Below are 23,191 nucleotides of genomic sequence, written 5' to 3' on the forward strand. Positions count from 1 at the left end.
GTTCATTCCTGCCACTTAGCCTCGAGCACCACCGGAGTAGGTGATCGTCGAGCCGTTCATGTCACTACCGCTGCTGCCGGTGATCTTGGATGCCGGAACATCCGGACGCGGCACTTCACGGTTGACCCAGGCATTGCGTACGGCGCCACGAGCCTGACCACGCATGGACGGGTTGCGGCCTTGGGCCCACTGGCCCTCGGTACCGGTCACCGAACCGTTGCGAGACCAGTCATCACCGGAGATGCGGCAGCGTTCACCGCCTTCGCCAGTGACACGCTCACGGACCTGTGCTTCGGGAGCACACTGCAGCGCGGCGTCGGCCGGAGCGGCAGCCGGGATCTCCGGTTGCGGCTGGGCGGCTTCCACCGGCTGTGCCGGCGCGTTCTGAGTCGGTGCCGGAGCGACCGGGGCGGGTGCGGGTGCCGGAGCCGCTGCCTGCGGGGCAGGCGTCGGCGTCGGCATGATCGAACCCATCCGCGGATGCGCGGCGCTCGGCTCAGGGTGACGGAACTCCGGCGTGCCGGTGATCAGTCCCATCGCCATGTTGCCCGGGCCGGTGATGCGGCCACTACCCTGGTCAAACGAACTGCCCGTGACGCGACCGCGAGCGGCGCGTGCCGGCGGGTTCACGCTGAAGTCCTCGGGGGCCGAGATCGGCTCCTGGGGCTGGGCGTAAGCCGCCTGAGGCGCGTACCGAGCACTCGGCTGGGTCCGCGCGGCCAGCGGGTAGCTGGTCGGTGCGGCACAACCGGTGTGCATCGCGTTGGCGTAGGGCGTGCCGCTGACGTAGTGGTCGTAACCGTACTCGTTGCCGGTGACGTGATCGGTCCGGTCCATCGGCGTGCCGCCAACGGTCTGGCCGTCACAGGTCATCGACGTCTCGACCTTCTCAGCGTGGGGTGCGGGCGAACCCGAGCAATAGGCACCGTAGTGTTCCGTGCCGTAATACTCGGTACCGGTGACGGGCATGCACCCCCCTTGCTCGTCACCGGACATCTTTGGGTGATGGTCGACGCGCTGACCGGTCAGTCCACGACCCGCGAGGGTGTGCATGGACTGCACCTTGTCGACGCCGCCACCGCAAAGACGCGGTTCACCGTACTGAGAACCCGTGACACGGGAGCAGGAGCCCGGCTCGTTACCCGTCACACGCTCGCTACGGTCCACGAGATTGCCCGTGATCCGCTCGCCGTGGCGCGACTGGTCGACGCCGACCTTCTGGTGGCCCGGCTCGGGACGCGTGTCGCAGAACGACTCGTACTGCTCGAAGCTCAGGTACTGCGTACCGGAGACATTGCGGCAGGTGCCCGGCTCGTCACCCGTAACGTGGCTGGACCGACCAATGGCGGTGCCTGACACGGCGCGACCGGTGTAGGTATGCGTTTCCGCCACCTTTTTCGGTGCCCCGTTGATGGTCATCCGCGCTACGCCGGAATCCGCGTACTCGGACCCGGTGATCGACCGGCTTGCGCCCGTTTCCCCACCGGTGGCCCGGGCTGGACGGAATTCGTCGCTACCGGTCACACGCATCTGCTTCTCGGTCCGACCTTCCACCACCTTGTTGGCGTGGGTTGGGCGGGCCTTGGTGCCGCAGAACGATTGCAGGTCCTCGCTGCTCAGGTACTCGGTGCCGGTCACGGACTCGCAAGTCCCGCGCTCGTCACCGGTGACCTGGGCGGCTCGGCCTACCGCGGTGCCGCTGACGCCACGACCGCTGGCGGTCGTCGACGTGCGAACCTTCGGCGCGTTCGGCTGCGGGCGGGTGGAGCAGAACGATTCGTACTGCTCGTTACCGATGTACTCGGTACCCGAAATCATCCGGCAGCTGCCGGACTCGTTACCCGAAACGCGATGGGAGCGCTCCACCTGGGTGCCCTTCACCTCACGGCCGGAAATCGTGTGACCGGTTTCCACCTTTTTTGGCGTGGACGCCTCGCTGGTGGTATCGGTCTTGCGACGTCCGGTAGGACGGCAGGACGGGGAGCTGCCCCGGCCGTAGTGGCACAGCATCTCGCGATGGCGCATGGCCGCCTCGCGACCGCTGGCGCTGGTGTCCAGATAACCCGGAACCTGGTACCCCACACGTCCCGGACCGCCCTGCGAGGCCGGCTTGGCCGGCAACGCACGCTTGCCCTTGTTTGCCATCGCCTCGCGGCGAGCTTGGCAAATCTGGCGCACGCGGTTGGCCTGCGGGCCAAGGCGGGCCGGACGCTTTTTGGCGACCGTGCAGAGTGACTCGAACGAAGCCTCGTGCTCGGAGTCGGCCTGGGTCTCGTTGCTAGCCGGTGCCGGCTTCGGCTGCGAGCGAACCTCGTCAGCGAAGGGCATCTGCTTGCGACCCGGGCCACCCTGGGAGGCGGGCTTCGGCGGGAGTGCACTCTTGCCGTACTTCGCCATGGCCTGGCGACGGGTACGGCAAACGGACCGCACCAGATCTGCCTCGGAACCGTATTGACTCGGATCGGACTCGGCGAGCGAGCACATCTCGTCAACGGATTCCTCGGTGGACCCGGATGCGTGGGATTGTGAGGCGGCAGCGCCGTTGCTACCGGAATCCCGCGATGCCGCGGGGTTCTGGCGAGCGGCCGACGCAGCCGTTTTCCAGGTCGAGGTGCTGGCGTTCTTGCCGTGTGCAGACAACTGCGCACGACGGGCGCGGGCCAGGTCCTTGCCGGTCAGACCGGCGAGGCTGCCGCCACCCTGAGAAGCTGCCGCGGTGTTGCCACCACGGGAAAGCTCCTCACGTCGGGCGTGAGCTGCTGCACGATTTCTGGCTGCATTGTTTCCAGATTGTACAGGCATGCCTGTTGTACCTCGTGTTGATGGTTAAGCTGCCTGCCCGAAGGCGGGCAGCCGCATCGCTTATCAGCCGGCGCGGTAAACCACGAAGGCCAGACCCTGGCTCTGGGTGAAGTTGTCATACGCAACCAGGCGAACGTGGTGGCCCGGGTACTTGCGATGGCACTCTTCGATCTCGGCCAGCACGTTCTCGACGTTGTCTTCACCGAAGAACGGCAGCTTCCACATGTACCAGTAGTGGTTCATCATGTTTTCCGGCTCGACGTGCTCCACGCTCGGGCTCCAGCCCTGGGCAATGGCGTACTCGATCTGAGCGCGGATCTGGTCCGGAGTCATCGGCGGCAGGTAGGAGAAAGTCTCGAACTTGACCGTCGTCTTGTAGTCCTGCATTTGGTTCATGGTTTCTTACCTATGAGTCAGATTCTGGTTAAGAAGGCCTGGATTAGCGGTTCTGAGTATCGAGCTTGTCGACGGTGTCGAACTCGAACTTGATCTCTTTCCAGGTTTCCATGGCGATCTTCAGTTCCGGGCTGTGCTGGGCAGCCTGGGTGAGGATCTCCTTGCCTTCACGCTCTACGTCACGACCCTGGTTGCGGGCCTCGACACAGGCTTCCAGAGCGACACGGTTGGCGGCGGCGCCAGCGGCGTTGCCCCACGGGTGACCCAAGGTGCCACCACCGAACTGCAGGACAGAGTCGTCACCGAAGATGGCGACCAGTGCCGGCATGTGCCAGACGTGGATACCACCGGAAGCGACGGCGAAGACGCCCGGCATGGAGCCCCAATCCTGGTCGAAGAAGATGCCACGCGAGCGGTCTTCCGGGATGAAGGATTCACGCAGCAGGTCGATCCAGCCCAGCGTGGAGGCGCGGTCGCCTTCCAGCTTGCCTACGACGGTACCGGTGTGCAGGTGGTCACCGCCGGACAGACGCAGGATCTTGGTCAGTACACGGAAGTGGATACCGTGGGTCGGGCTGCGGTCGATAACAGCGTGCATGGCACGGTGGATGTGCAGCAGGACGCCGTTTTCCTGACACCACTTGGCCAGACCGGTGTTCGCGGTGAAACCGCCGGTGATGTAGTCGTGCATGATGATCGGTGCGCCAATTTCCTTGGCGAACTCGGCACGCTTGTACATCTCTTCCGGAGTCGGCGCGGTGACGTTCAGGTAGTGACCCTTGCGCTCGCCGGTCTGGTTCTCGGCAGTCTGGGTGGCTTCCTGAACGAACAGGAAGCGGTCACGCCAGCGCATGAACGGCTGAGAGTTGATGTTCTCGTCGTCCTTGGTGAAGTCGAGACCACCACGGAGGCACTCGTAGACCGCACGGCCGTAGTTCTTGGCCGACAGGCCCAGCTTCGGCTTGATGGTGCAGCCCAGCATCGGACGGCCGTACTTGGACAGCTTGTCACGCTCGACCTGGATACCGTGCGGGGGACCGCCACAGGTCTTGATGTAGGCGATCGGGAAGCGAACGTCTTCCAGGCGCAGGCCACGGATGGCCTTGAAGCCGAATACGTTGCCGACCAGCGAGGTGAACACGTTGACGACAGAGCCTTCCTCGAACAGGTCGATCGGGTACGCGATGAACGCGTAGAAGGCGGAGTCGTCACCGGGCACGTCCTCGATGCGATACGCACGGCCCTTGTAGAAGTCCATGTCGGTCAGCAGGTCGGTCCACACCGTGGTCCAGGTACCGGTGGAGGACTCGGCTGCAACGGCGGCAGCGGCTTCCTCGCGGTCGATGCCCGGCTGCGGGGTGATCTTGAAGCACGCCAGCAGATCCGTGTCGAGCGGCGTGTACTCCGGCATCCAGTAGGTTTCGCGGTAATCTTTTACGCCCGCGCTGTAACTTTTGTTCGCCATAGCGATCCTCCGGAAGGGTAAGGTTGGCATTGGGTTTGGGATCGACCTAGGGGAAGGCCCCCTCTTTCGTCTCGGCCGATACTATACGTCCAGCGACCATCAAAGCAATTCAAAATAAGTGATGTTCACCATAAAGAAAGCCTTATGGGTTAGCCGATGATTCGATTCACACTGCACCAGCTGCGCGTCTTCAGCGCCGCGGCCGAGCTCCTCAACTACACCAAGGCAGCCGAGAAGCTGCATCTTACTCAACCCGCGGTGTCGATGCAGATTCGTCAACTCGAGAGCAATGTCGATCTGCCCCTGTTCGAGCAGACCGGTCGTCAACTGTACCTCACGGATGCCGGAAGGGAACTGTATGGATACGCCCAGCGCATCCTCGAGGTGATTACCGAGGCCGAGGAGGTGCTAGAGGGCATGAAGGGGGTGCACCGCGGCCACCTGCGTGTCAGCGTCGCGAGTACGGCGAACTACTTCGTCGCCCGGCTGTTGGCCGACTTCTCCAAGCGCTACCCGGGGGTGTCGATCAGCCTGGACGTGACTAACCGGCAGAGCCTGCTTCGGCAACTGGCTCACAACGAGACCGATATCGTGATCATGGGCGAGCCCCCAACGGATGCAGACCTGCATTCCGAGGCGTTCCTGGAAAACCCGCTGGTGGCGATCGCCGCGGCGGATCATCCCCTGGCCGGGCGCAAGTCGATTGCGCTCGAGGAACTCGCGCAGCACCGCTTCGTGCAGCGAGAATCGGCCTCGGGCACGCGGGCGGCGATCGAGCGTTTCTTCGAGGAGCATGGCCTGGCGGTCAAACCGGGGCTTGAAATGCGTTCGAACGAGGCGATCAAGCAGGCAATCGAGGCGGGTCTGGGTGTGGGCATCGTGTCGCAGCACACCCTCGAGCTTGAGTTAGAGACCGGCCGGCTGGTGATTCTGGACGTCGACGGGCTACCGATTATCCGGCACTGGTACATGGTCCAGCGCCAGGGCAAGCGAGACACGCCGGTGATGCGCAGCTTTCACGATCACGTGCTCGAGCAGGCCGAGCGGCAGGTGCGTCTTCCTAAGAAGACGTGAGACTAGCGCTTCTGGCGCTCTTCCTCGCGCACCAGCGGCGCCCAGAATTCCCGCAACGCGCCAACCGGAACGGGTTCGCGCGCGTTCAGGAAAGGCTCGGCGCTGGTGACCAGCACCGGGTGGCGCTCGGTCATCTGCTGCATCCAGTGGATGTCGCGGTAGGAGAGGTAGTCGCGGCTAAAATGGGCCGGCAGGGCCACCCACTTGGCGACGGTTGCCGCCGGTGCCAGCGCGAGCCAGACGGCCATGGCAATCAGGGGCACGCCCACCCATGGATGCCCGTATTGCGCCGTGTCGGCCAGCAGGGACCATTGCAGCATGAAGAAGGCGCCGGTCAGGGCGATCACGCTGGCGTAGATCCAGCGATGGTTGTTGGCGATCTCGTAGACGTCGACCAGCCGGGCGATGAGCTCGGGCTGGTAGTCGAATTCGTCGCGCAGATCGAGTGACGGCTGGGTCATCACGGACTCCGGGTTACGTGTTCCGGCGGGGTGTGACAGTCACTACCCCGCAGAATTCGGGAATCCCTTCACCAAAAAGATAGTTGATTAATGGTGGTCGGTCAGGCCGGAATGCGATCGAACACCAGGAACTGGTAGGCGTAGGGGTTGCGATCGTCCGGGTCGTGGCGCGTGGCCTCGGTCAGCTCCCACTCGTCGGGAACGTACACCGGGAAATGGGCGTCGCCCGCGACCTCCACTTCCACCAGCGTCAGGTACATCCGGTCGGCCCGGGGCAGGTACTGGTAATAGATGTTCGCCCCACCCATCACCATGGCCTCCTCGCTCTCGTCGAGGTGCTTCTCGGCCTCGGCCAGGGCGGCATTGAGCGAATGCACCACGATCACGCCCTCGGCGGCGAAGCCCTCGTCGCGGGTGACCACGATGTTGGTCCGGCCGGGCAGCGGTTTGCCGATCGACTCGTAGGTCTTGCGCCCCATGATCAGGGGCTTGCCCATGGTCAGCTGCTTGAAGTGCTTGAGATCGGCCGGCAGCCGCCAGGGGAGCTGGTTGTTGCGACCGATGACCTGGTTGCGGGCCATCGCGGCGATAAGACTGACGCGCATGCGGTTTCCTGCCTCGCGGCATGGTGATTGAGTGGGATCGACCCGGCAGTCTAGCCCAAACGTGGGGGCGGTTCACCTCTATCCGCCCGTTCTGACGCGAGGCCGACGTCGTCGGACGGCGACCTTGTTACACGGCGACCTTGGCCTTGATGTGCGGGTGCGGGTCGTAATCGGTCAGCTCAAAATCGTCGAAGACGAACTCGTCGATCGTGCGGCGATCGGGGTTGATGCGCATGATCGGCTGGTCGCGTGGCTCCCGGGTCAGTTGCTCGCGCGCCTGGTCGAGGTGGTTGTGATAGAGGTGCGCGTCACCCAGCGTGTGGACGAACTCGCCCGGCTCGAGATCGCAGACCTGCGCGATCATCATCGTCAACAGCGCGTAGCTGGCGATATTGAACGGCACGCCGAGGAAGATATCGGCGCTGCGCTGGTAGAGCTGGCAGGAGAGCCGGCCGTTGGCCACATAGAACTGGAACAGCAGGTGGCAGGGTGGCAGGGCCATCTCGGGCACGTCGGCCGGGTTCCAGGCCGTGACGATCAGCCGGCGCGAGTCCGGGTTGGTCTTGATCTGTTCGATCACCTGGCCGAGCTGGTCGATGGTGTCGCCGTCGCGCGTCGGCCAGGAGCGCCACTGCGCGCCGTAGACCGGGCCGAGGTCACCGTTCTCGTCGGCCCACTCGTTCCAGATGCGTACGCCATTGTCCTGCAGGTAGCGGACGTTGGTATCGCCGCTGATAAACCACAACAGCTCGTGGATGATCGAGCGCAGGTGCAGCTTCTTGGTCGTCAGGGCAGGGAAGCCCTTCGAGAGGTCGAAGCGCATCTGGTAACCGAAAACGCTGCGCGTACCGGTGCCGGTGCGGTCACTGCGATCCACGCCGTGGTCGAGGACGTGCTGCATCAGGTCGAGATAGGCCTTCATTCGGGTCTCGCAGTCGGTTGGGTGTCAGCAGGGCGGTCCATGATACCGCGCCGATAGGCCCAGATCAGCAGGGCAATTCCGGCCAGGATCATGGGCGCGGAGAGGACATGGCCCATGGTGACCCATCCGCCGGCGAGATAGCCGATATGGGCATCCGGTTCGCGGACGAATTCGACTGCAAAGCGGAATACGCCGTAGCCGGCGAGGAACAGCCCGGAGACCGCCATACGAGGCCTCGGCTTCATGGAGAAGATCCACAGCAGGACGAACAGCACCAGCCCTTCGAGGAACGCCTCGTAGAGCATCGAGGGGTGACGTGGCTCGGGGCCGGCACCGGGGAAGACCATGCCCCAGGGCAGGGTGGTGGGGCTGCCCCACAGTTCGGCGTTGATGAAATTGCCGATCCGGCCGAAGAACAGGCCGATGGGTACCAGCGGGGCGATGAAATCGGTGACCGTGAAGAAGGCTAGACCCTGCCGCCGGCCATATAGCGCCATGGCCACCAGCACGCCCAGCAGCCCGCCATGAAAGCTCATGCCGCCGTCCCAGAGCGCGAATAGCGACAGGGGCGAGTCGATCAGCTGCCCCGGTTGGTAGAACAGCATGTAGCCGATGCGCCCGCCGGCGATCACCCCCAGCGCACTGTAGAAAAGCAGATCGTCGACCTGCACCGGCTGGATCGGCCAGTCGGGACGACGGGCGCGCAGGCGGGCCAGCGCCCAGGCGCCGGCAAAGCCGAACAGGTACATCAGCCCGTACCAGTGAATGGCCAGCGGGCCGATCTGCAGGGCGACGGGGTCGATGGCGGGATAATCCATGGGGGCGTCGGTTGTGTCGGTTGTGAAAGTCGGATGAGTCTACCAGTATCGTTGGCCCCGTTTCGCGACGTCCATCCGTCGCCTCAATGGAGCGATCCGATGAGCAATCCGCGCTTGCTGGAATCGACCAGCCCCTACCTTCAGGCCCACGCCGATAACCCGGTCGAGTGGTATGCCTGGACCGAGGAGGCGCTCGCCCGTGCCCGCGACGAGGACCGACCGATCCTGCTGTCGATCGGCTATGCCGCCTGCCACTGGTGCCATGTCATGGCGCGCGAGAGCTTTTCCGATCCGGAAATCGCGGCGGTGATGAATCGGCACTTCATCAATATCAAGGTCGATCGCGAGGAGCGGCCCGATCTGGACAAGACCTTCCAGACGGCGCATGCGCTCCTGAACCAGCGCGGGGGCGGCTGGCCGCTGACCGCCTTTCTCAACCCGGATGACTTGACGCCGTTTTTCATCGGTACCTACTTTCCGGCAAAGCCGCGTTTCGGCATGCCCGGCTTTGCCGATCTGCTCGAGCGGGTGCACAGCGTCTACCGGGAAAAGCGTGACCAGACGCGAGAGCAGGGCATGGCGGTTCATCGGGCGCTCAGTGCGACGCCACCCGGGGGTGCCGACCTGCCGCGGGTGTCGATCGCCGATGCCGCGCGGGCACGGCTGGATGGAGCGCTGGATGACAAGCACGGCGGACTGGGAGGTGCACCGAAATTTCCGCAATTGCCCATGCTCGACTTTCTGCTCGACGAGGCGGCCGCTCGCGGTGACGACGGGCAAGGCTCCTTGGATCACGCCGTGGCGGCCTTGCTCGATGGTGGACTGTTCGACCACCTCGACGGCGGCATCTTCCGGTACTGCGTCGATGCCGACTGGACCATCCCCCACTTCGAGAAGATGCTCGTCGACAACGCCCAGTTACCGGACACCCTGTCGCGCTTTGCCGTCCTGGGAGGCGAATCGGACGGTCGACGCGACGTGATCGAGTCGCTGCTCGAACGCAGCATCGACCACTTCCTCGAGCGCATGCGCCTGGCCGACGGCACCTTCGCTGCGAGCCTGGATGCCGATACCCAGGGCGAGGAGGGCGCCACCTACCTCTGGACGCCCGATGAGGCGCGCGAGTTGCTGGAATTAGCCGGACTCGATGCCGACACCATCGAGGGGTTTCTGGGCGAGTACGGGCTCGACCACCCGGCGAACTTCGAGGGCAAGTGGCATCTGGCCGCGGTGCGCCGTGCTAGAAGCGTGGAGCAGGTGCGGCCACTGGCCGAACCCCTCCGTCGTGCCCTGCTGGCACGACGCGATGCCCGTCCGCAGCCCAAGCGTGACGACAAGTCCCTGCTGGGACTCAATGCCTTGCTGGCCACCGGGTTCCTGCGGGCCGGCAATCGGCTCGGGCGAGACGACTGGACAACCAAGGGCCTCGACCTGCTCGATCGGCTGGTACCCGCGGCCACCGCCGTGGCCGACCTGCCGACCGGCTATCTTGACGGGCGCCCGTCGGTGCCGGCCTTTCTCGACGATCTTGCCTTGCTGCTGGAGGCCCAGACCGAAGCCTTTTTTCGCGTACCCGATGCCGAGCGGCTGGCCCGCATCGAGGAGATCATCGGCACGATCACCGAGCGGTTCACCGATGCCAGTGGTGCCTTCCGGCTCAGCCATGCCGGTCACGGCGCACCGGTGGCGGGGCTGGTCGTGTTCACCGACGACGCCCAGCCGGCCGGCAACGCGGTGCTGGCCGATGCGCTTACCCGGCTGGGTTATGCCCTGGGCCGGACCGACTGGCTCGACATCGCGGAGGCAATCTTCAAGGCCGCCGCCGGGTCGATCGAACGTGCACCGCAGGCCCACACGCGGCTGCTTGCCGCCCTGCGACGCTTCCACCAGCCCGCGACGGTGGTGGTAATCAAGGCCCGGGAGATGACGGCCTGGCAGACGGCGATCGCCACGTTGCGTCGCCGCGGCATCACCGTGATCGCCAGTGGCAGTGATGACTTGCTGCCCGACAAGCCGTTGCCCCAGGCCGGCTCCGGGTTGGCGTATGTCTGTCGCGGCACGGCGTGCCTGCCTCCCGAGGCCGATCCGGATCAGTTGCTTCTGCAGTTCGCGTAAGCAATTCCGGCGCAAATTGCCAGCGACTGTCATCCGGTCATCGGATCGACATCGTTTCGTCACCACGCTGCCAACTGGCCTCGCCACCCTGCGATCAGTATCAAACGCCAGGGGAGACGATCTATGCAGCGAGACGAGGGAAGCCGGCGTGACCGGCTGAATGAATCGGGTGGGCTGACGGTGGCCTTTGCCACCACTGGGGCGGAGCGCGAGGCCTGCTACCGACTGCGGTACCGGGTGTTCGTCGAGGAGATGGGGGCGACGATCCCGCCGGGGCATGATGGCCTGGAGCGCGACGCGTTCGATCCGCACTGTCATCACCTGATGGTGCGGGATCGCCGGGGTGCGCTGGTGGCCTGCACCCGGGTGCTGACCGACACCCAGGCCTGCCTGACCGGCGGGTTCTATTCCGAGCAGGAATTCGATCTTGCCGGGATCCGCAAACTGCCCGGACGGGTCATGGAGATTGGGCGGACCTGCGTGCATCCCGACTGGCGTCGGGGTGGCACGATCGCTGCCCTTTGGGCGGGGCTGGCCCGGTTCATGGCGGACAACCGCTTCGGCTACCTGATCGGCTGCGCCTCGATTCCCATGGACGATGGTGGGGCAACCGCCCGGGCGATCACCGACAGCCTGCTCAATCGCCACCTGGCACCTGTCGAGCGGCGCGTGCGCCCGCGTCGTCCACTGCCGGCCCTCGATGAGCCGCCGGTCAGCATGCCATCGACGCGCGTGCCGCCACTGCTGAAGGCCTACATGCGCCTGGGGGCGACGGTCGGGGGAGAGCCGTGCTGGGATCCGGCGTTCGGCTGTGCCGACCTGTTCATCCTGCTGGAGAGTACGGACCTGCAGTCACGCTACCTGCGCCACTTCGTCGAACGCCGCCGCGAGCCGGAGCCGCGGGCGGGCCGCGTGCATATCGCGGCTTGAGTCGACTTAGGTTGGCTTACTGGTCCGGGTCGCGTTTGTCGCAGTAGGGGGCGAGCTCGTCGACCAGGGCCTCGAGACCGAGACGGATCTCGCGCAGGTCGAGTTGCCGGCCGCTGGGAAGGGGAGCTTCGGGGGGCGGTGCAGCCGGTGGGTGTTCGGTGTCGGGCCTGGTTTCGCCTTGCGGGTCGAGCGCCAGCAGGTTGCCGCCGCTCTGGCTGATGCGCTCGCGCATGTCGCGCACGGCTTCCAGCGCACTGGAGGACTCGCGCGAGGAGGCCTTGGGCAGGGCGGCAAGCTGCTGGCGGGCGCCGGCGATGGTGAAACCCTGATCGTAGAGCAGGGTGCGGATCAGGCGGATCAGCTCGATGTCGTGGCGTTGGTAGTAGCGGCGGTTGCCGCGGCGCTTGATCGGCTTGAGCGGTTCGAATTCCTGCTCCCAGTAACGCAGCACGTGCGACTTGACGTCACAGAGCTCGCCGACTTCCCCAATGGTGAAGTACCGCTTGCTGGGGATCGGCGGGAAGGTGAATTCAGTCTTGCTCTGGGCCGTCATAAGCTTCCACCAGCGACTTGAGTTTCTGGCCGGCGCGGAAGGTCACCACCCGGCGGGCGGTGACGGGAATCATCTCCCCGGTGCGCGGGTTGCGCCCGGGGCGTTCGTTCTTGTCCCGCAACTGGAAATTGCCGAAGCCGGAGAGCTTGATGTCCTCGCCCGATTCCAGCACCTGCCGCATCTCCTCGAAGAAGAGATCGACGAAGTCCTTCGCCTCACGCTTGTTGAGGCCAAGTTCGTTATGCAGCGTTTCTACCAGATCCGCTTTCGTAAGAGCCATGTAAATCGGTTCCCGGGTTCAAGTCAACCGCGCAGCTCGACATCGTGCTGGCGGAGGTTCTCGAGTATGTGATTGATTGTATCGGTAATTTCGTCGTCGGTGAGAGTGCGCTCGTCATTCTGGAACACGAGCTTCACTGCAAGCGACTGCTGGCCGTCGGCCACACCCTCACCCACGTAGCGGTCGAAGGGCTCGACATCGCGCAGGAATGCCCCGCCGGCGGCGCGGATGGCAGCGGCCAGCTCGTCGAAGGCAAGCGTGGTCGGGGTGACCAGCGCGAGATCCCGGCGGATGCGCGGAAACTTCGACAGCGGTGCACTCTGCGGCAGGGGGCGCTCGGCAATGCCCTCAAGTGACAGACGGGCGGCAAAGACCGGCCCCTTCAGATCGAAGGTCTTGAGCGTGTCCGGGTGCAGCGCGCCGATTTGACCGACCGGCTGGCCGTCGATCCGAATCTCGGCGGCCTGGCCCGGGTGCAGTGCGGGGTGCTCGCCGGGATGGAAGGAGAGCGCGTCTTTCAGGCCGAGTCCTTCGAGCAGATCCTCGAGGTCGCCCTTGATGTCATAGAAGTCGACGGTTCGCGTGGCCTGTCCCCATTGCTCGGGGGCCGCGTGGCCGGCGGCAACGAAGGCCAGTTCGCTTGATTCCCGCGCGGCTGCGGCGGTCGAACCGGCGAAGCGGTGGCCGGTCTCGAACAGGCGGATCGCCGGCTGTTGGCGTTTCTGGTTGTGGGCCACGGCCTCGAGCAGGCCCGGCCAGAGGCTCTGGCGCATCACCGCCATCTGCGAGGCGATCGGGTTCGCCAGTTCGATGGCGGGGGTGCCCGGGGTGATCACCGCATCCAGATCGCGGTCGACGAAGCTGTAGGTGATCGCCTCGAAGTAGCCACGGTCGGCCATGAGATCGCCGATGCGCGTGGTGGTGTTGGTGGTCGCCGCCGGCAGGCCGATCTCCGGGGTCATGCGCGTGATCGGCGCGCGGAAGTTGTCGTAGCCGATCAGGCGCGCCAGTTCCTCGAGCAGGTCCTCGGGGATGGCCAGATCGAAGCGGCGGGTCGGCGGCACCACGGAGAGCACGTCGGCATCACGAGTGACATCGCAGCCCAGCCGGGTAAGCAGGTCGGCGGCACGCTCGGTGGCGACCGGCAGGCCGAGGCGTCGCTCGGCCCATTCCATGTCGAGCGTGATCGCGGCCGGGGTCGTCAGTTCGCGACCGCCGCTCGCTTCGACCACCGGCCCGGCCTTGCCGCCGAGCATCTCGGTGATTAGCTGGGCGGCCCGGTCGATTGCCTGGCGCGGCAGGCCCGGGTCGACGCCACGCTCGAAGCGGAAGGCGGCATCGGTGGTCAGGCCAAAGCGGCGAGCGCGACCGGCGACCGCCTCAGGGGTGAAGTGGGCGGATTCCAGCACGATGCGGCGAGTCTCGCCTGAGACCCCCGAGGGGGCGCTGCCGATAATGCCCGCCAGCGCGATCGGGTTGCTGGCATCGGCCACCACCAGGCAGTCGTCCTCGAGCGTCAGTTCCTGTTCGTTCAGGCCGACCATTTTTTCGCCGGCCTTGGCCCAGCGCACGCGGATGTCGCCGTCGACCTTGTCCGCATCGAAGGCGTGCATCGGCTGGCCGGTCTCGAGCATGACGTAGTTCAGCAGGTCGACGATCGGCTCGACCGTCGACACGCCGGCGCGGCGCAGGCGCTCGGCGATCAGCATGTCGGTGTCGCCGCGGGCCGGGATGTCCTCGATCACCTGGGTGAGGTAGGTCGGGCAGGCGTCCGCCGCCTCGATCGCCGCCGCGCGGGTCGAGTCGATGGTTGCTGCGGGCGCCTGGGTGTCCGGTGCGGTAAGCGTGGCGTCGAACAGGGCGCTGCATTCCTGGGCCAGGCCCGCGATCGACAGGACATCACCGCGATTGGGGGTTATCCCGAGCTCGATCACGGCATCATCGAGATCCAGCCACTCGCGCAGGTTCGCACCCACCGGCGCATCGGCCGGCAGCTCCAGCAGGCCGTCGCGGGAGCTTGCCAGGCCCAGCTCGTCGGCGCCGCAGAGCATGCCGTGGGACGGTTCGCCGCGGAGCTTCGCCTTCTTGATCTTCATGCCGCCGGGCAGGGTGGCGCCCACCCGGGCGAGCGGGGCGCGCATGCCCTCGCGAACGTTGGGCGCGCCGCAGACGACCTGCCAGGTGGTCTCGCCATCGAATACCTCGGTCACGCGCAGCTTGTCGGCGTCCGGGTGCGGGCGCACGGTCTTGACCTCGGCGACGACGACGTTGTCGAAGGCCGGGGCGGCCGGCTCGATGGCATCGACCTCGAGGCCGGCCATGGTCAGGCGGTGGGCCAGCTCCTCGGTGTCGACCTGCGGGTCAATCCAGGTTCTCAGCCAGTTCTCGGAAAAAAGCATCGGGTGTCAGGTCCTCGGGCCTTGGTCCGGTCGGCCGCCGCGACGATGCGGGGCCGGGCACAAATCGGTGGGTCGGCCGGTCACGCCGGCGCGACGGGAATCGGGTCTACTGGAATTGGCGCAGGAAGCGCAGGTCGTTCTCGAAGAACGCGCGCAGGTCGTCGACGCCGTAGCGGAGCATCGCCAGGCGCTCGACGCCCATGCCGATGGCGAAACCGCTTACCTCGGCCGGGTCGAGCCCCACCGAACGCAGCACGTTGGGGTGGACCATGCCGGCGCCCAGCACCTCGATCCAGCCGGTTTTCTTGCACACGCGGCAGCCCTCGCCACCGCAGTGGACGCACTGGATGTCGACCTCGGCCGATGGCTCGGTGAAGGGGAAGAACGACGGGCGCAGGCGGATCGGCAGGTCCTCGCGCTCGAACAGGGCGGCGAGGAAGGTCTCCAGCGTGGCGCGCAGGTCGGTGAAGCGCACGTTCTCGTCGAGGTAGAGCACCTCGATTTGGTGGAACATCGGCGAGTGCGTCATGTCCGAGTCGCAGCGGTAGACGCGACCGGGGGCGATCACCTTCAGCGGCGGCTTGGATTCCTGCATGGCGCGGATTTGCACCGGCGAGGTGTGGGTGCGCAGCAGGTGGTTGGCGTCGAAGTAGAAGGTGTCGTGCATCGCCCGGGCGGGGTGGCTCTCGGGGATGTTCAGGGCGGTGAAGTTGTGCCAGTCGTCCTCGATCTCCGGGCCTTCGGCGACGCGAAAGCCCATTGCCTGGAAGATGGCGGAGACGCGCTCGGTGATCTGCGTAACCGGGTGCTTGGCACCGGGCGGGCGGCGACGGCCGGGCAGGGTGACATCAATGGTCTCAGCACTGAGCTTGGCGGCCAGCGCCTCGGCCTGCAGGGTTTCGCGGCGGCCCTTGAGCGCGCCGATAACCCGGTCCTTGACCGCGTTGATGGCCGCGCCCTGGGTCTTGCGCTCTTCGGGATCAAGCTGGCCGAGGGTCTTCATCTGGGCCGTGATCGAGCCCTTCTTGCCGGTGTATTCCACCCGCAGGGCCTCGAGTGCGTCGAGACTGTCGGCCGCCTCGATGCGCGCCAGTGCGTCGGTCTCCAAGGTGTCCAGGGAGTTGCTCACCGCTTAACGCTCCTTCAAGTTGCTTAGCCACCCTTTGCCGGATGCCGTCGGAACCGGCATCTGGCGAAGGGCGTTATTGTGGCGTAAAGCCCAATAAAATCAATGCCTTCAACGAAAAAAGGCGCCGTGAGGCGCCTTTCGGGAATCCGGGTGGGCGACTGGTGGCCGCCCGCAATCCGTGATCGGTCCGAATCAGCCTGCCAGGGCAGCCTTGGCTTTCTCGGCCAGGGCGGCAAAGCCCGGCTTGTCGTGCACCGCGATGTCGGCGAGGACCTTGCGGTCGACCTCGACGTTGGCCTTGTTCAGGCCATCCATCATGCGGCTGTAGGACAGGCCGTTGTTGCGTGCCTCGGCGTTGATGCGGGTGATCCACAGGCCGCGGAATACGCGCTTCTTCGCGCGACGGTCACGATAGGCGTACTGACCGGCCTTGATGACCGCCTGCTTGGCAGAGCGGTAGGTACGCGAACGGGCACCGTAGTAACCCTTCGCCTTGTTCAGGACTTTCTTGTGCTTGGCATGGGCGGTAACGCCACGCTTGACTCGTGCCATGGTCTATCTCCTCACTTCTTGCCGTAGGGCATCATGCGCTCGACGAGCTGGACATCGGCCTCGTGAACGTAGGCCGGCGAACCGAGCTGACGCTTCCGCTTCGACGATTTCTTCGTGAGGATGTGACGCAGGTGCGACTGACGACGCTTTACGCCGCCCGCGGTAATCTTGAACCGCTTGGCGGCCCCGCGATTAGTCTTGATCTTGGGCATGATCAACTCCAGTTCAGGTTTGTTTTTGGATATCCGGCCACGTCGGAGTGTTTAACGTGCGCGGACGATTTCACCGTTGCCTGCCCACGGGAGTTCCCGGGGCGGCGAAACGGCGCATGAGAATACCGGAGAGCGGTCGTGATCGCAATCCTTCCATGAAAAACACGAGGTTTGCGGTCGCCCGTCAAAGGCGGCGGACAACGCGCCGATGCGGCAGACCGATGCAGAATGGGCTGCACGGATGGGCGTGAAACACAAGGCAAGGGACTATGCTTGACTGCCAACCCGGCTGGGGTGTGTTGCGCCTTGGGGCTATTCCAGCCTTGTGCTGAGCTACCGGGGCGGCACAAGGCCATCTTCTTCCGGAGTCTTGTTGTGATGAGGAAGGCCGTGCTGATTTATTACGACGCGCGCATGCTCGGCCACGAGCCGTCAGGCTGGGATACCAACCACCCGGAATGGAGCGATGCCGTCAAGGCGATGATCGCCCACCAGTATCCCGAGGCCAGTCTGGAAACCTACGCCTACCCCGAGCGTCCGGAACGGTTGACGGCGATTGTCGAGCGGCTGCATGCCGAACCTGTCGACGGCCAAGGCTGGCGGTCCCCGGTGCAAGCGACACACGCCCAACTCCAGCGAGTTCATACGGTCGAGCATCTGGCCTATATCGAATCCCTTGTCGGTGGTTCGGGCTGGCTGGCACAGGACACGACCGCGGTATCCCCCGAAAGCGTGGTCGCGGCGAGACTGGCTGCCGGCGCCGGCATCAGCGCCATCGAGGCCATTGCCAGCGGCGACGATCGTCATGCGTTCTGCATCGTGCGTCCGCCGGGGCATCACGCCTCGACCGATCACGCCCGGGGCTTTTGCCTGTACAACAACATCGCCGTGGCCGCCATGCATGCACGGGAGGTGCTGGGCTATCGCCGGGTGATGATCTGGGACTGGGACATGCACCATGGCAACGGTACCCAGGAGATATTCTACGACCAGCCCGACGTGCTGGTCGTAGACAGCCACTGCGAGGCCCCGTTCTACCCCGGCACCGGCACGCTGGCTGAAACCGGCACCGGGGCCGGGCTGGGCTATCACCTGAACGTCCCGTATCCACGCGGGAGTGGCAACGCGACACTGCTCGATGTGTTCGATCTGGTGGTGCGCCCGGCGGCACGGGCGTTCCGGCCTGAACTCATCCTGGTTTCCGCCGGATTTGACTGCCACTACCTGGACCAGACCTGCACCATGGACGACACCGGCTTTGCCGCGCTGACGCAGCACATGTGCGCGCTGGCGCACGAGGTTTGCGACGATCGACTGGTGATGATGCTCGAGGGCGGCTACAACGCGCAGGCCTTGTCGGATAGCGCGCATGCCACCCTCCGGGCGCTTGCGGGTCACATGGTGGATGGGATCAACGTGCTGCCCGCGGACGAGGGTCGTGCCGCGGTGGCCGAGGCGGCACGATTCCACGCCGATTCCATCGCTGCGCTCCGGCGGCGGTCGGAGGGATCAGACACCGTCGGAGATTCGTTATAGGGACGGTCTGCACGCATCCGGCAAACAAGAAACCCGCCGAGTGGGCGGGTTTTGTGGGTCAATGGACAGGGTGTCGGTCGGGCCTGGGCGCTTTTTGGCTTTCCTGGCTGTCTTTGCAAGGCCGCTGGGTCCCGTTGCTTCCCTTCACCGGTGGTATTCGCCCGCGCGTTCGGGTTGGTAGACCACTTCCTCGATGCGCACCTGAAGCGTACCGCCACCGGGGCGAGGCCACTCCATTTCGTCGCCCTCCGACAGCCCGATGAGGGCACTGCCGATGGGTGCGAGGATCGAGATCGTGCTGCCATCCTCGGCCACGTGTTTCGGGTAGACCAGCGTCAGGCGGAATTCCTCGTCGGAGGACATGACGCGGAACCGGACGGTGGAGTTCATGGTGACCGTGTTTGGCGGGATCTCGTGCGGGTCGACGACATCGGCGCGATCCAGTTCCCGGGCGAGGTCTGCCTTGCCGGGAAAGGTGTCGGCCGGTGTCTGGTCGAGCAGTTTTTCCAGACGTTCGAGATCCAGTTCGGTGATGACGATACGTGGCTTGTCCATGAGAGTCGCTCCGCATGAACACCGGCGCGTGGGCCGGTGGGGGTGATGTAAAAAAACCCCGCCGCAATGCGACGGGGTCGTTCGCAGGTCAGTCGCCCGGAGGCGAGCGGACGTGCGCTACCGGTTCGCGCGTGGTGCCATCACCATGGTGGCCTGACGGCCTTCCATGCGCGGCTTTTGCTCGACGGCTGCCAGCTCCGACAGATCTCCCTCGATGCGGGAGAGCAGTTCGGCGCCGAGGTCCCGGTGGGCCATCTCTCGGCCGCGGAAGCGCAGGGTGATCTTCACCTTGTCGCCGGCCTCCAGGAAGCGAGTCGCATTACGCAGCTTGACCTGGTAGTCGTGATCTTCCGTGCCGGGACGGAATTTCACTTCCTTGATCTCGATCTGCTTCTGCTTCTTCTTCGCCTCGTTCGCCTTCTTGCTCTGCTGATACTTGAACTTACCGAAGTCCATGATCTTGCAGACGGGCGGTTTGGCGGTCGGCGAGACCTCTACCAAGTCCAAGGCGGCGTCCTGAGCACGGCTCATTGCCTCATCCGTGGGGACGACTCCGACCTGTTCGCCGTTTTCGTCGACCAATCGGACTTCCCGAACGTTGATTTGATCATTGATCCTGGGGTCGTTGCTGCTGCTGCGACCCGCTCCGCGTTGTTGAGCGATGTTCGTACCCTCCAGTCAGGTTTGAACCGAATAGTACCCCGAAAAGCCGTCGGCCCGGGGTGGTGTTGCGAAAAATTAGCACATAAGGGAAGGTCTGCACGAATCCGATGCCACTCTGGCTTGGCGAGTCGTTCGTGATCAAGGCGCGATGATGCCGGCGTGCCGACGGCCACGTCAAGACATCGCAACGCGGAGCACGGGCGACTCGCCAAGCCCCGCCGGGCGCGCCTAGAGCCGGGCATTTGCTGCGTTGTCCTCCTTGGAAAGGGAATCACCCTTCCACGGCGGACGAACGCCTTGCATCTGCCCGGCTCTAGGCGCGCAGAGCGGTATCGGATTCGTGCAGACCTTCCCGAGCCACGGTAGTTGCCAACCGCGGTCGGTTTTCCCGTGCTTGTGCTCGGTCTTAACGCGGGCCTTAACGGTGCTCGCCGATCTCGCCCTTGAGGCGTTCGATCAGCTCGTCGACCTTGATCGAGCCGAGATCCTCGCCCGAGCGGGTGCGCACGGAAACCGCATCGGCGTCGATCTCGCGGTCGCCGGCGACCAGCAGGTAGGGCACGCGCTCGAGGGTGTGCTCGCGGATCTTGAAGCCGACCTTCTCGTTGCGCAGATCGGCCTGTGCCCGCAGCCCGGCGGCCTTGAGTCGCTCGGCGACCTGGCCGACATATTCGGCGTGTTTGTCGGTGATGCCCATGGTCACGGCCTGCGTCGGGGCGAGCCATAGCGGCATCTGCCCGGCATGGTGCTCGATCAGGATGCCGATGAAGCGCTCCATCGAGCCGACGATGGCGCGGTGGAGCATGACCGGATGCTGGCGCTCGCTGTGCTCGTCGATGTAGGTCGCGCCCAGTCGCTCGGGCATCATGAAATCGACCTGGATGGTGCCGAGCTGCCAGGTCCGGCCGATGGCATCACTCAAGTGATATTCGATCTTCGGCCCGTAGAAGGCGCCTTCGCCCGGCAGTTCCTCCCACTCGACATTTGCTGCACGCAGCGCGCTGCGCAGGGCTTCTTCGGCCTCGTCCCAGACCTCGTCCGCGCCCATGCGCTTGTCCGGACGGGTGGCGATCTTCACCTGCACGTCGGTAAAGCCGAAGGTCTCGTAGACCTCCAGTGCCTGGCCGTGGAAGGCACGCACTTCCGGCTCGATCTGCTTCTCGGTGCAGAAGATGTGGCCGTCATCCTGGGTAAAGCCCCGTACGCGCAGGATGCCGTGCAGCGCGCCCGAGGGCTCGTTGCGGTGGCAGGAGCCGAACTCGCCGTAGCGGATCGGCAGGTCGCGATAGCTGTGCAGGCCGTGGTTGAACACCTGGACGTGGCCCGGGCAGTTCATCGGCTTGACCGCGTAGGTGCGCTTCTCCGACTCGGTGAAGAACATGTTTTCCTGGTAGTTGTCCCAGTGGCCGGATTTCTTCCACAGGGACACGTCCAGGATCTGCGGGCACTTGATCTCCGCGTAGCCCGAGCGCTTGTAGACGTCGCGCATGTATGACTCGATGACCTGCCAGATCGCCCAGCCGCGCGGGTGCCAGAACACCAGTCCCGGCGCCTCCTCCTGGAAGTGGAAAAGATCCAGCTGCTTGCCCAGACGACGGTGATCGCGCTTCTCGGCCTCTTCGCGCTGCTTGAGGTAGCGCTTGAGCTCCTTGTCGCTGGCAAAGGCCGTGCCGTAGACGCGGGTGAGCATCTCGTTGTCCGAGTCACCGCGCCAGTAGGCGCCGGCCACCTTCAACAGCTTGAAGGCCTTGAGCTTGTTGGTGTGCGGCACGTGCGGACCGCGGCAGAGATCGGTGAAGTCGCCCTGGGTGTAGATGGAGAGCTCTTCCTCGCCCGGGATGTCCTTAATGATCTCGACCTTGTAGTCCTCGCCCAGATCCTTGAAGAAGCGCACGGCATCGTCGCGCTCCATCACGCGGCGCTCGAGCTCGTCGCCCTCGCTGGCCAGCTCGCGCATGCGGGTCTCGATCTTCTCCAGATCCTCGTCGTTGAAGGGCCGGTCGAAGGCAAAGTCGTAGTAGAAGCCCTGGTCGATGACCGGGCCGATGGTGACCTGTGCCTCGGGGTAGAGCTGCTTGACCGCCTGGGCCATCAGGTGCGCGGTGGAGTGGCGGATGATCTCGACACCCTCCTGGTCCTTCGCCGTGACGATGGCGATGTCCGCATCGTTCTCGACGGTGCGCGAGAGATCGACCAGCTTGCCGTCGATCTTGCCGGCGACGGCGGCCTTGGCCAGCCCCGGACCGATGTCGGAGGCAATCTCGGCGAGTGAAACCGGGTGGTCGAACGTGCGCTGACTGCCGTCGGGTAGCGTGATAGTCGGCATGTGCCCTCCTGAAAAGCACTTGGGATGCCAGTGGCGGGCCCTACCAAAGCCCGCGTTTGCATCCGTGTGGGTCGAAGGGTGCGGACAGCATGGACCGTCGTGACGCACCCGGGTAGGGGTGATTTTAGGGCCGGAATCATACCAGAGCAGGGTGCGGCCGGGGAGGGCGATCGGCTGGTTCCAGACGTCGTTTTGACGGCGGCTGCCTTGGTTCGTGCGTGCCCACCGGAAGAGGCTGGTCATCTGCGCTTGGGGCAAGGACCCGTCGACAACCACCGACTGGTTCGCCAGTCGAACACGAAAAAGCCCGGCGAGCATGATGCTGCCGGGCTTTCAATGTTGGTAGGCGCGATTGGATTCGAACCAACGACCCCCACCATGTCAAGGTGGTGCTCTAACCAACTGAGCTACGCGCCTGTCGTCGAACGGATGCGCATTCTACCGGGTCCGGATGTTCTGTCAACACTCAATTTAATGCCAATAGAAACAGCAACTTGCGTTGGTGTTGATTTTGGGTTCTCGGCATCTCAACGTCGGGCTTCGCCGGTGCATGGTGTCTAGGATCTGAGTGCCGAAATGGGCTTGAGACCAAATTGAGACCATTTTGAGACCAAATTGGGACCACGTTGAGACAGACCCGATCCGAGATCGACCGGGCAAAGTGAGCACCACACGCTTTGGGCTCAACTCCTCGCTCCACGCAGATCTCTCTCGAATTCCTCGAGATATCGATCAATGGCCTCCCGAACCACGTCCGCTCGCGGCGGAATTTCTCCTGTCGTCTTTAAGAGCTCGGACCGACATTCGTCGATCCGGCGCAGGGTCTCGTCATCCAGCCGGATATTGACCTGCTTTTGGTGGGTGCGTCCTGTCTTCATCAAAGCCTCTCATTAACTAAAGGTCGGTGCGTGTCGGCGGCGGGAATCGGTCGTCGAAAAGGGGTTTCGAGTCTAGCGGGAAATTAATTAGCAGGATAGCCGAAGGCATGTACGTTGGATCTAGTCGCATAGCGGCTATCCACTCACGCAAGAGGTAAACGTCATGACGTACATGACCTCCGAGCAACTCGCCGAGAAGCTCAACTACACCACGCGCTACGTGCGCAACGTTCTAACCCAGGAAGTCTTCATCGAGGGGCGGCACTACGTCCGACCGTTTGGTCGGCGTCGCATTCTCTACCTCTGGGAAAACATCGAGGCCGACATGTTCGAGAACCTCGCCCCGGAGATCCTGATGGCCAACGGGGAGAAGTGTCATGGGTAAGGTTCGTGCACGAGGAGAAGCCAAGCGGTTGTACTTCGACTTTCGCTACAAGGGAGAGCGCTGCCGGGAATATACGGCCTGGTAGCGTCCCGGGAAGTGGTGTAAATCTGGCGGGGTGAGGAGGCCACCGTGGCC

Annotated in this window: 22 protein-coding genes, 1 tRNA gene and 1 pseudogene; 6 read left to right on the plus strand and 18 right to left on the minus strand. The window is 64.6% G+C overall.

What is annotated here, in order from left to right:
- Positions 1–15: 15 nt before the first annotated feature.
- The 3 genes from D5687_RS04010 to D5687_RS04020 all read right to left on the minus strand — a co-directional run bounded on the left by D5687_RS04010 (position 16) and on the right by D5687_RS04020 (position 4,663).
- A complete protein-coding gene (locus tag D5687_RS04010; RefSeq protein WP_125198467.1) occupies positions 16–2,802 on the minus strand; it encodes a CsoS2 family carboxysome shell protein in 2,787 nt (928 codons plus the stop codon).
- A gap of 63 nt (positions 2,803–2,865) precedes the next feature.
- Entirely contained in the window at positions 2,866–3,198 is a 333-nt protein-coding gene (locus tag D5687_RS04015; RefSeq protein ID WP_125198468.1) for a ribulose bisphosphate carboxylase small subunit, read from the minus strand.
- A 43-nt stretch (positions 3,199–3,241) separates the two neighbouring features.
- Positions 3,242–4,663 (minus strand): form I ribulose bisphosphate carboxylase large subunit, encoded by a 1,422-nt coding sequence (locus tag D5687_RS04020; RefSeq protein WP_125198469.1) that lies wholly within the window; start codon positions 4,661–4,663, stop codon positions 3,242–3,244.
- Positions 4,664–4,819: 156 nt separating this feature from the next.
- On the opposite strand from D5687_RS04020, the gene D5687_RS04025 reads away from it, so the two are divergent.
- Positions 4,820–5,737 carry a LysR family transcriptional regulator gene (locus D5687_RS04025; protein ID WP_125198470.1) on the plus strand — a complete coding sequence of 306 codons (918 nt, stop codon included), beginning with the start codon at positions 4,820–4,822 and terminating at the stop codon, positions 5,735–5,737.
- A gap of 2 nt (positions 5,738–5,739) precedes the next feature.
- Here the strand turns inward: D5687_RS04025 and D5687_RS04030 are convergent, their stop codons facing one another.
- From D5687_RS04030 to lgt, 4 genes are all read right to left on the minus strand, one after another.
- Complete coding sequence (locus D5687_RS04030; RefSeq protein WP_125198471.1) at positions 5,740–6,198, minus strand: hypothetical protein; 459 nt, start codon at positions 6,196–6,198, stop codon at positions 5,740–5,742.
- A 101-nt stretch (positions 6,199–6,299) separates the two neighbouring features.
- On the minus strand, positions 6,300–6,803 hold the full coding sequence (gene folA, locus D5687_RS04035; RefSeq protein ID WP_125198472.1) for a type 3 dihydrofolate reductase: 504 nt from the start codon (positions 6,801–6,803) through the stop codon (positions 6,300–6,302).
- 127 nt (positions 6,804–6,930) lie between these two features.
- Positions 6,931–7,725 carry a thymidylate synthase gene (locus D5687_RS04040; RefSeq protein ID WP_125198473.1) on the minus strand — a complete coding sequence of 265 codons (795 nt, stop codon included), beginning with the start codon at positions 7,723–7,725 and terminating at the stop codon, positions 6,931–6,933.
- The gene (lgt, locus tag D5687_RS04045) at positions 7,722–8,543 is read right to left on the minus strand and encodes a prolipoprotein diacylglyceryl transferase (RefSeq protein WP_125198474.1); all 822 of its coding nucleotides are present in this window, start codon (positions 8,541–8,543) and stop codon (positions 7,722–7,724) included. Before lgt ends, D5687_RS04040 begins: the two co-directional genes overlap by 4 nt.
- Before the next feature lie 99 nt (positions 8,544–8,642).
- Here lgt and D5687_RS04050 point away from each other — a divergent pair, with 99 nt between their 5' ends.
- Positions 8,643–10,658: a thioredoxin domain-containing protein gene (locus tag D5687_RS04050; protein ID WP_158611740.1), complete on the plus strand. Its 2,016-nt coding sequence runs from the start codon at positions 8,643–8,645 to the stop codon at positions 10,656–10,658.
- 123 nt (positions 10,659–10,781) lie between these two features.
- A complete protein-coding gene (locus tag D5687_RS04055) occupies positions 10,782–11,588 on the plus strand; it encodes a GNAT family N-acetyltransferase (RefSeq protein WP_125198476.1) in 807 nt (268 codons plus the stop codon).
- A gap of 288 nt (positions 11,589–11,876) precedes the next feature.
- Here the strand turns inward: D5687_RS04055 and D5687_RS04060 are convergent.
- The 6 genes and pseudogenes from D5687_RS04060 to rpmI form a co-directional block, all read right to left on the minus strand.
- A pseudogene (locus D5687_RS04060) lies at positions 11,877–12,141 on the minus strand (MerR family transcriptional regulator); the annotation flags it as partial.
- Positions 12,119–12,421 carry an integration host factor subunit alpha gene (locus D5687_RS04065; RefSeq protein ID WP_125198477.1) on the minus strand — a complete coding sequence of 101 codons (303 nt, stop codon included), beginning with the start codon at positions 12,419–12,421 and terminating at the stop codon, positions 12,119–12,121. The gene D5687_RS04065 and the pseudogene D5687_RS04060, both read right to left, overlap by 23 nt.
- A 23-nt stretch (positions 12,422–12,444) precedes the next feature.
- Positions 12,445–14,820, minus strand: coding sequence for a phenylalanine--tRNA ligase subunit beta (gene pheT / locus D5687_RS04070; protein WP_125198478.1), 2,376 nt, complete (start codon positions 14,818–14,820; stop codon positions 12,445–12,447).
- Positions 14,821–14,926: 106 nt separating this feature from the next.
- Positions 14,927–15,949: a phenylalanine--tRNA ligase subunit alpha gene (gene pheS / locus D5687_RS04075; protein WP_204742129.1), complete on the minus strand. Its 1,023-nt coding sequence runs from the start codon at positions 15,947–15,949 to the stop codon at positions 14,927–14,929.
- A gap of 192 nt (positions 15,950–16,141) precedes the next feature.
- On the minus strand, positions 16,142–16,501 hold the full coding sequence (gene rplT / locus D5687_RS04080; protein ID WP_125198479.1) for a 50S ribosomal protein L20: 360 nt from the start codon (positions 16,499–16,501) through the stop codon (positions 16,142–16,144).
- 11 nt (positions 16,502–16,512) lie between these two features.
- Positions 16,513–16,713, minus strand: coding sequence for a 50S ribosomal protein L35 (rpmI, locus tag D5687_RS04085; RefSeq protein ID WP_125198480.1), 201 nt, complete (start codon positions 16,711–16,713; stop codon positions 16,513–16,515).
- A 378-nt stretch (positions 16,714–17,091) separates the two neighbouring features.
- Here rpmI and D5687_RS04090 point away from each other — a divergent pair, with 378 nt between their 5' ends.
- Complete coding sequence (locus D5687_RS04090; RefSeq protein WP_158611741.1) at positions 17,092–18,249, plus strand: histone deacetylase; 1,158 nt, start codon at positions 17,092–17,094, stop codon at positions 18,247–18,249.
- A gap of 144 nt (positions 18,250–18,393) precedes the next feature.
- On the opposite strand, the gene rnk is transcribed toward D5687_RS04090, so the two are convergent.
- The 5 genes from rnk to D5687_RS04115 form a co-directional block, all read right to left on the minus strand.
- Positions 18,394–18,804 carry a nucleoside diphosphate kinase regulator gene (gene rnk / locus D5687_RS04095; protein ID WP_125198482.1) on the minus strand — a complete coding sequence of 137 codons (411 nt, stop codon included), beginning with the start codon at positions 18,802–18,804 and terminating at the stop codon, positions 18,394–18,396.
- 117 nt (positions 18,805–18,921) lie between these two features.
- Positions 18,922–19,467, minus strand: a complete 546-nt coding sequence (gene infC, locus D5687_RS04100; protein ID WP_125198483.1) for a translation initiation factor IF-3 — start codon at positions 19,465–19,467, stop codon at positions 18,922–18,924.
- Positions 19,468–19,885: 418 nt separating this feature from the next.
- On the minus strand, positions 19,886–21,793 hold the full coding sequence (gene thrS / locus D5687_RS04105; protein WP_125198484.1) for a threonine--tRNA ligase: 1,908 nt from the start codon (positions 21,791–21,793) through the stop codon (positions 19,886–19,888).
- Positions 21,794–22,133: 340 nt separating this feature from the next.
- Positions 22,134–22,210: transfer RNA gene (locus tag D5687_RS04110), tRNA-Val, on the minus strand.
- 266 nt (positions 22,211–22,476) lie between these two features.
- A complete protein-coding gene (locus tag D5687_RS04115; RefSeq protein WP_125198485.1) occupies positions 22,477–22,671 on the minus strand; it encodes a ribbon-helix-helix protein, CopG family in 195 nt (64 codons plus the stop codon).
- A gap of 163 nt (positions 22,672–22,834) precedes the next feature.
- Between D5687_RS04115 and D5687_RS04120 the strand changes: the two genes are divergently transcribed.
- Both D5687_RS04120 and D5687_RS11530 read left to right on the plus strand, forming a co-directional pair.
- Complete coding sequence (locus D5687_RS04120; protein WP_125198486.1) at positions 22,835–23,056, plus strand: hypothetical protein; 222 nt, start codon at positions 22,835–22,837, stop codon at positions 23,054–23,056.
- Positions 23,049–23,141 carry an Arm DNA-binding domain-containing protein gene (locus D5687_RS11530; protein WP_125198487.1) on the plus strand — a complete coding sequence of 31 codons (93 nt, stop codon included), beginning with the start codon at positions 23,049–23,051 and terminating at the stop codon, positions 23,139–23,141. Before D5687_RS04120 ends, D5687_RS11530 begins: the two co-directional genes overlap by 8 nt.
- Positions 23,142–23,191 lie beyond the last annotated feature (50 nt).

The organism is Guyparkeria sp. SCN-R1, assembly GCF_003932495.1.
In the GTDB taxonomy this organism is placed as follows: domain Bacteria; phylum Pseudomonadota; class Gammaproteobacteria; order Halothiobacillales; family Halothiobacillaceae; genus Guyparkeria.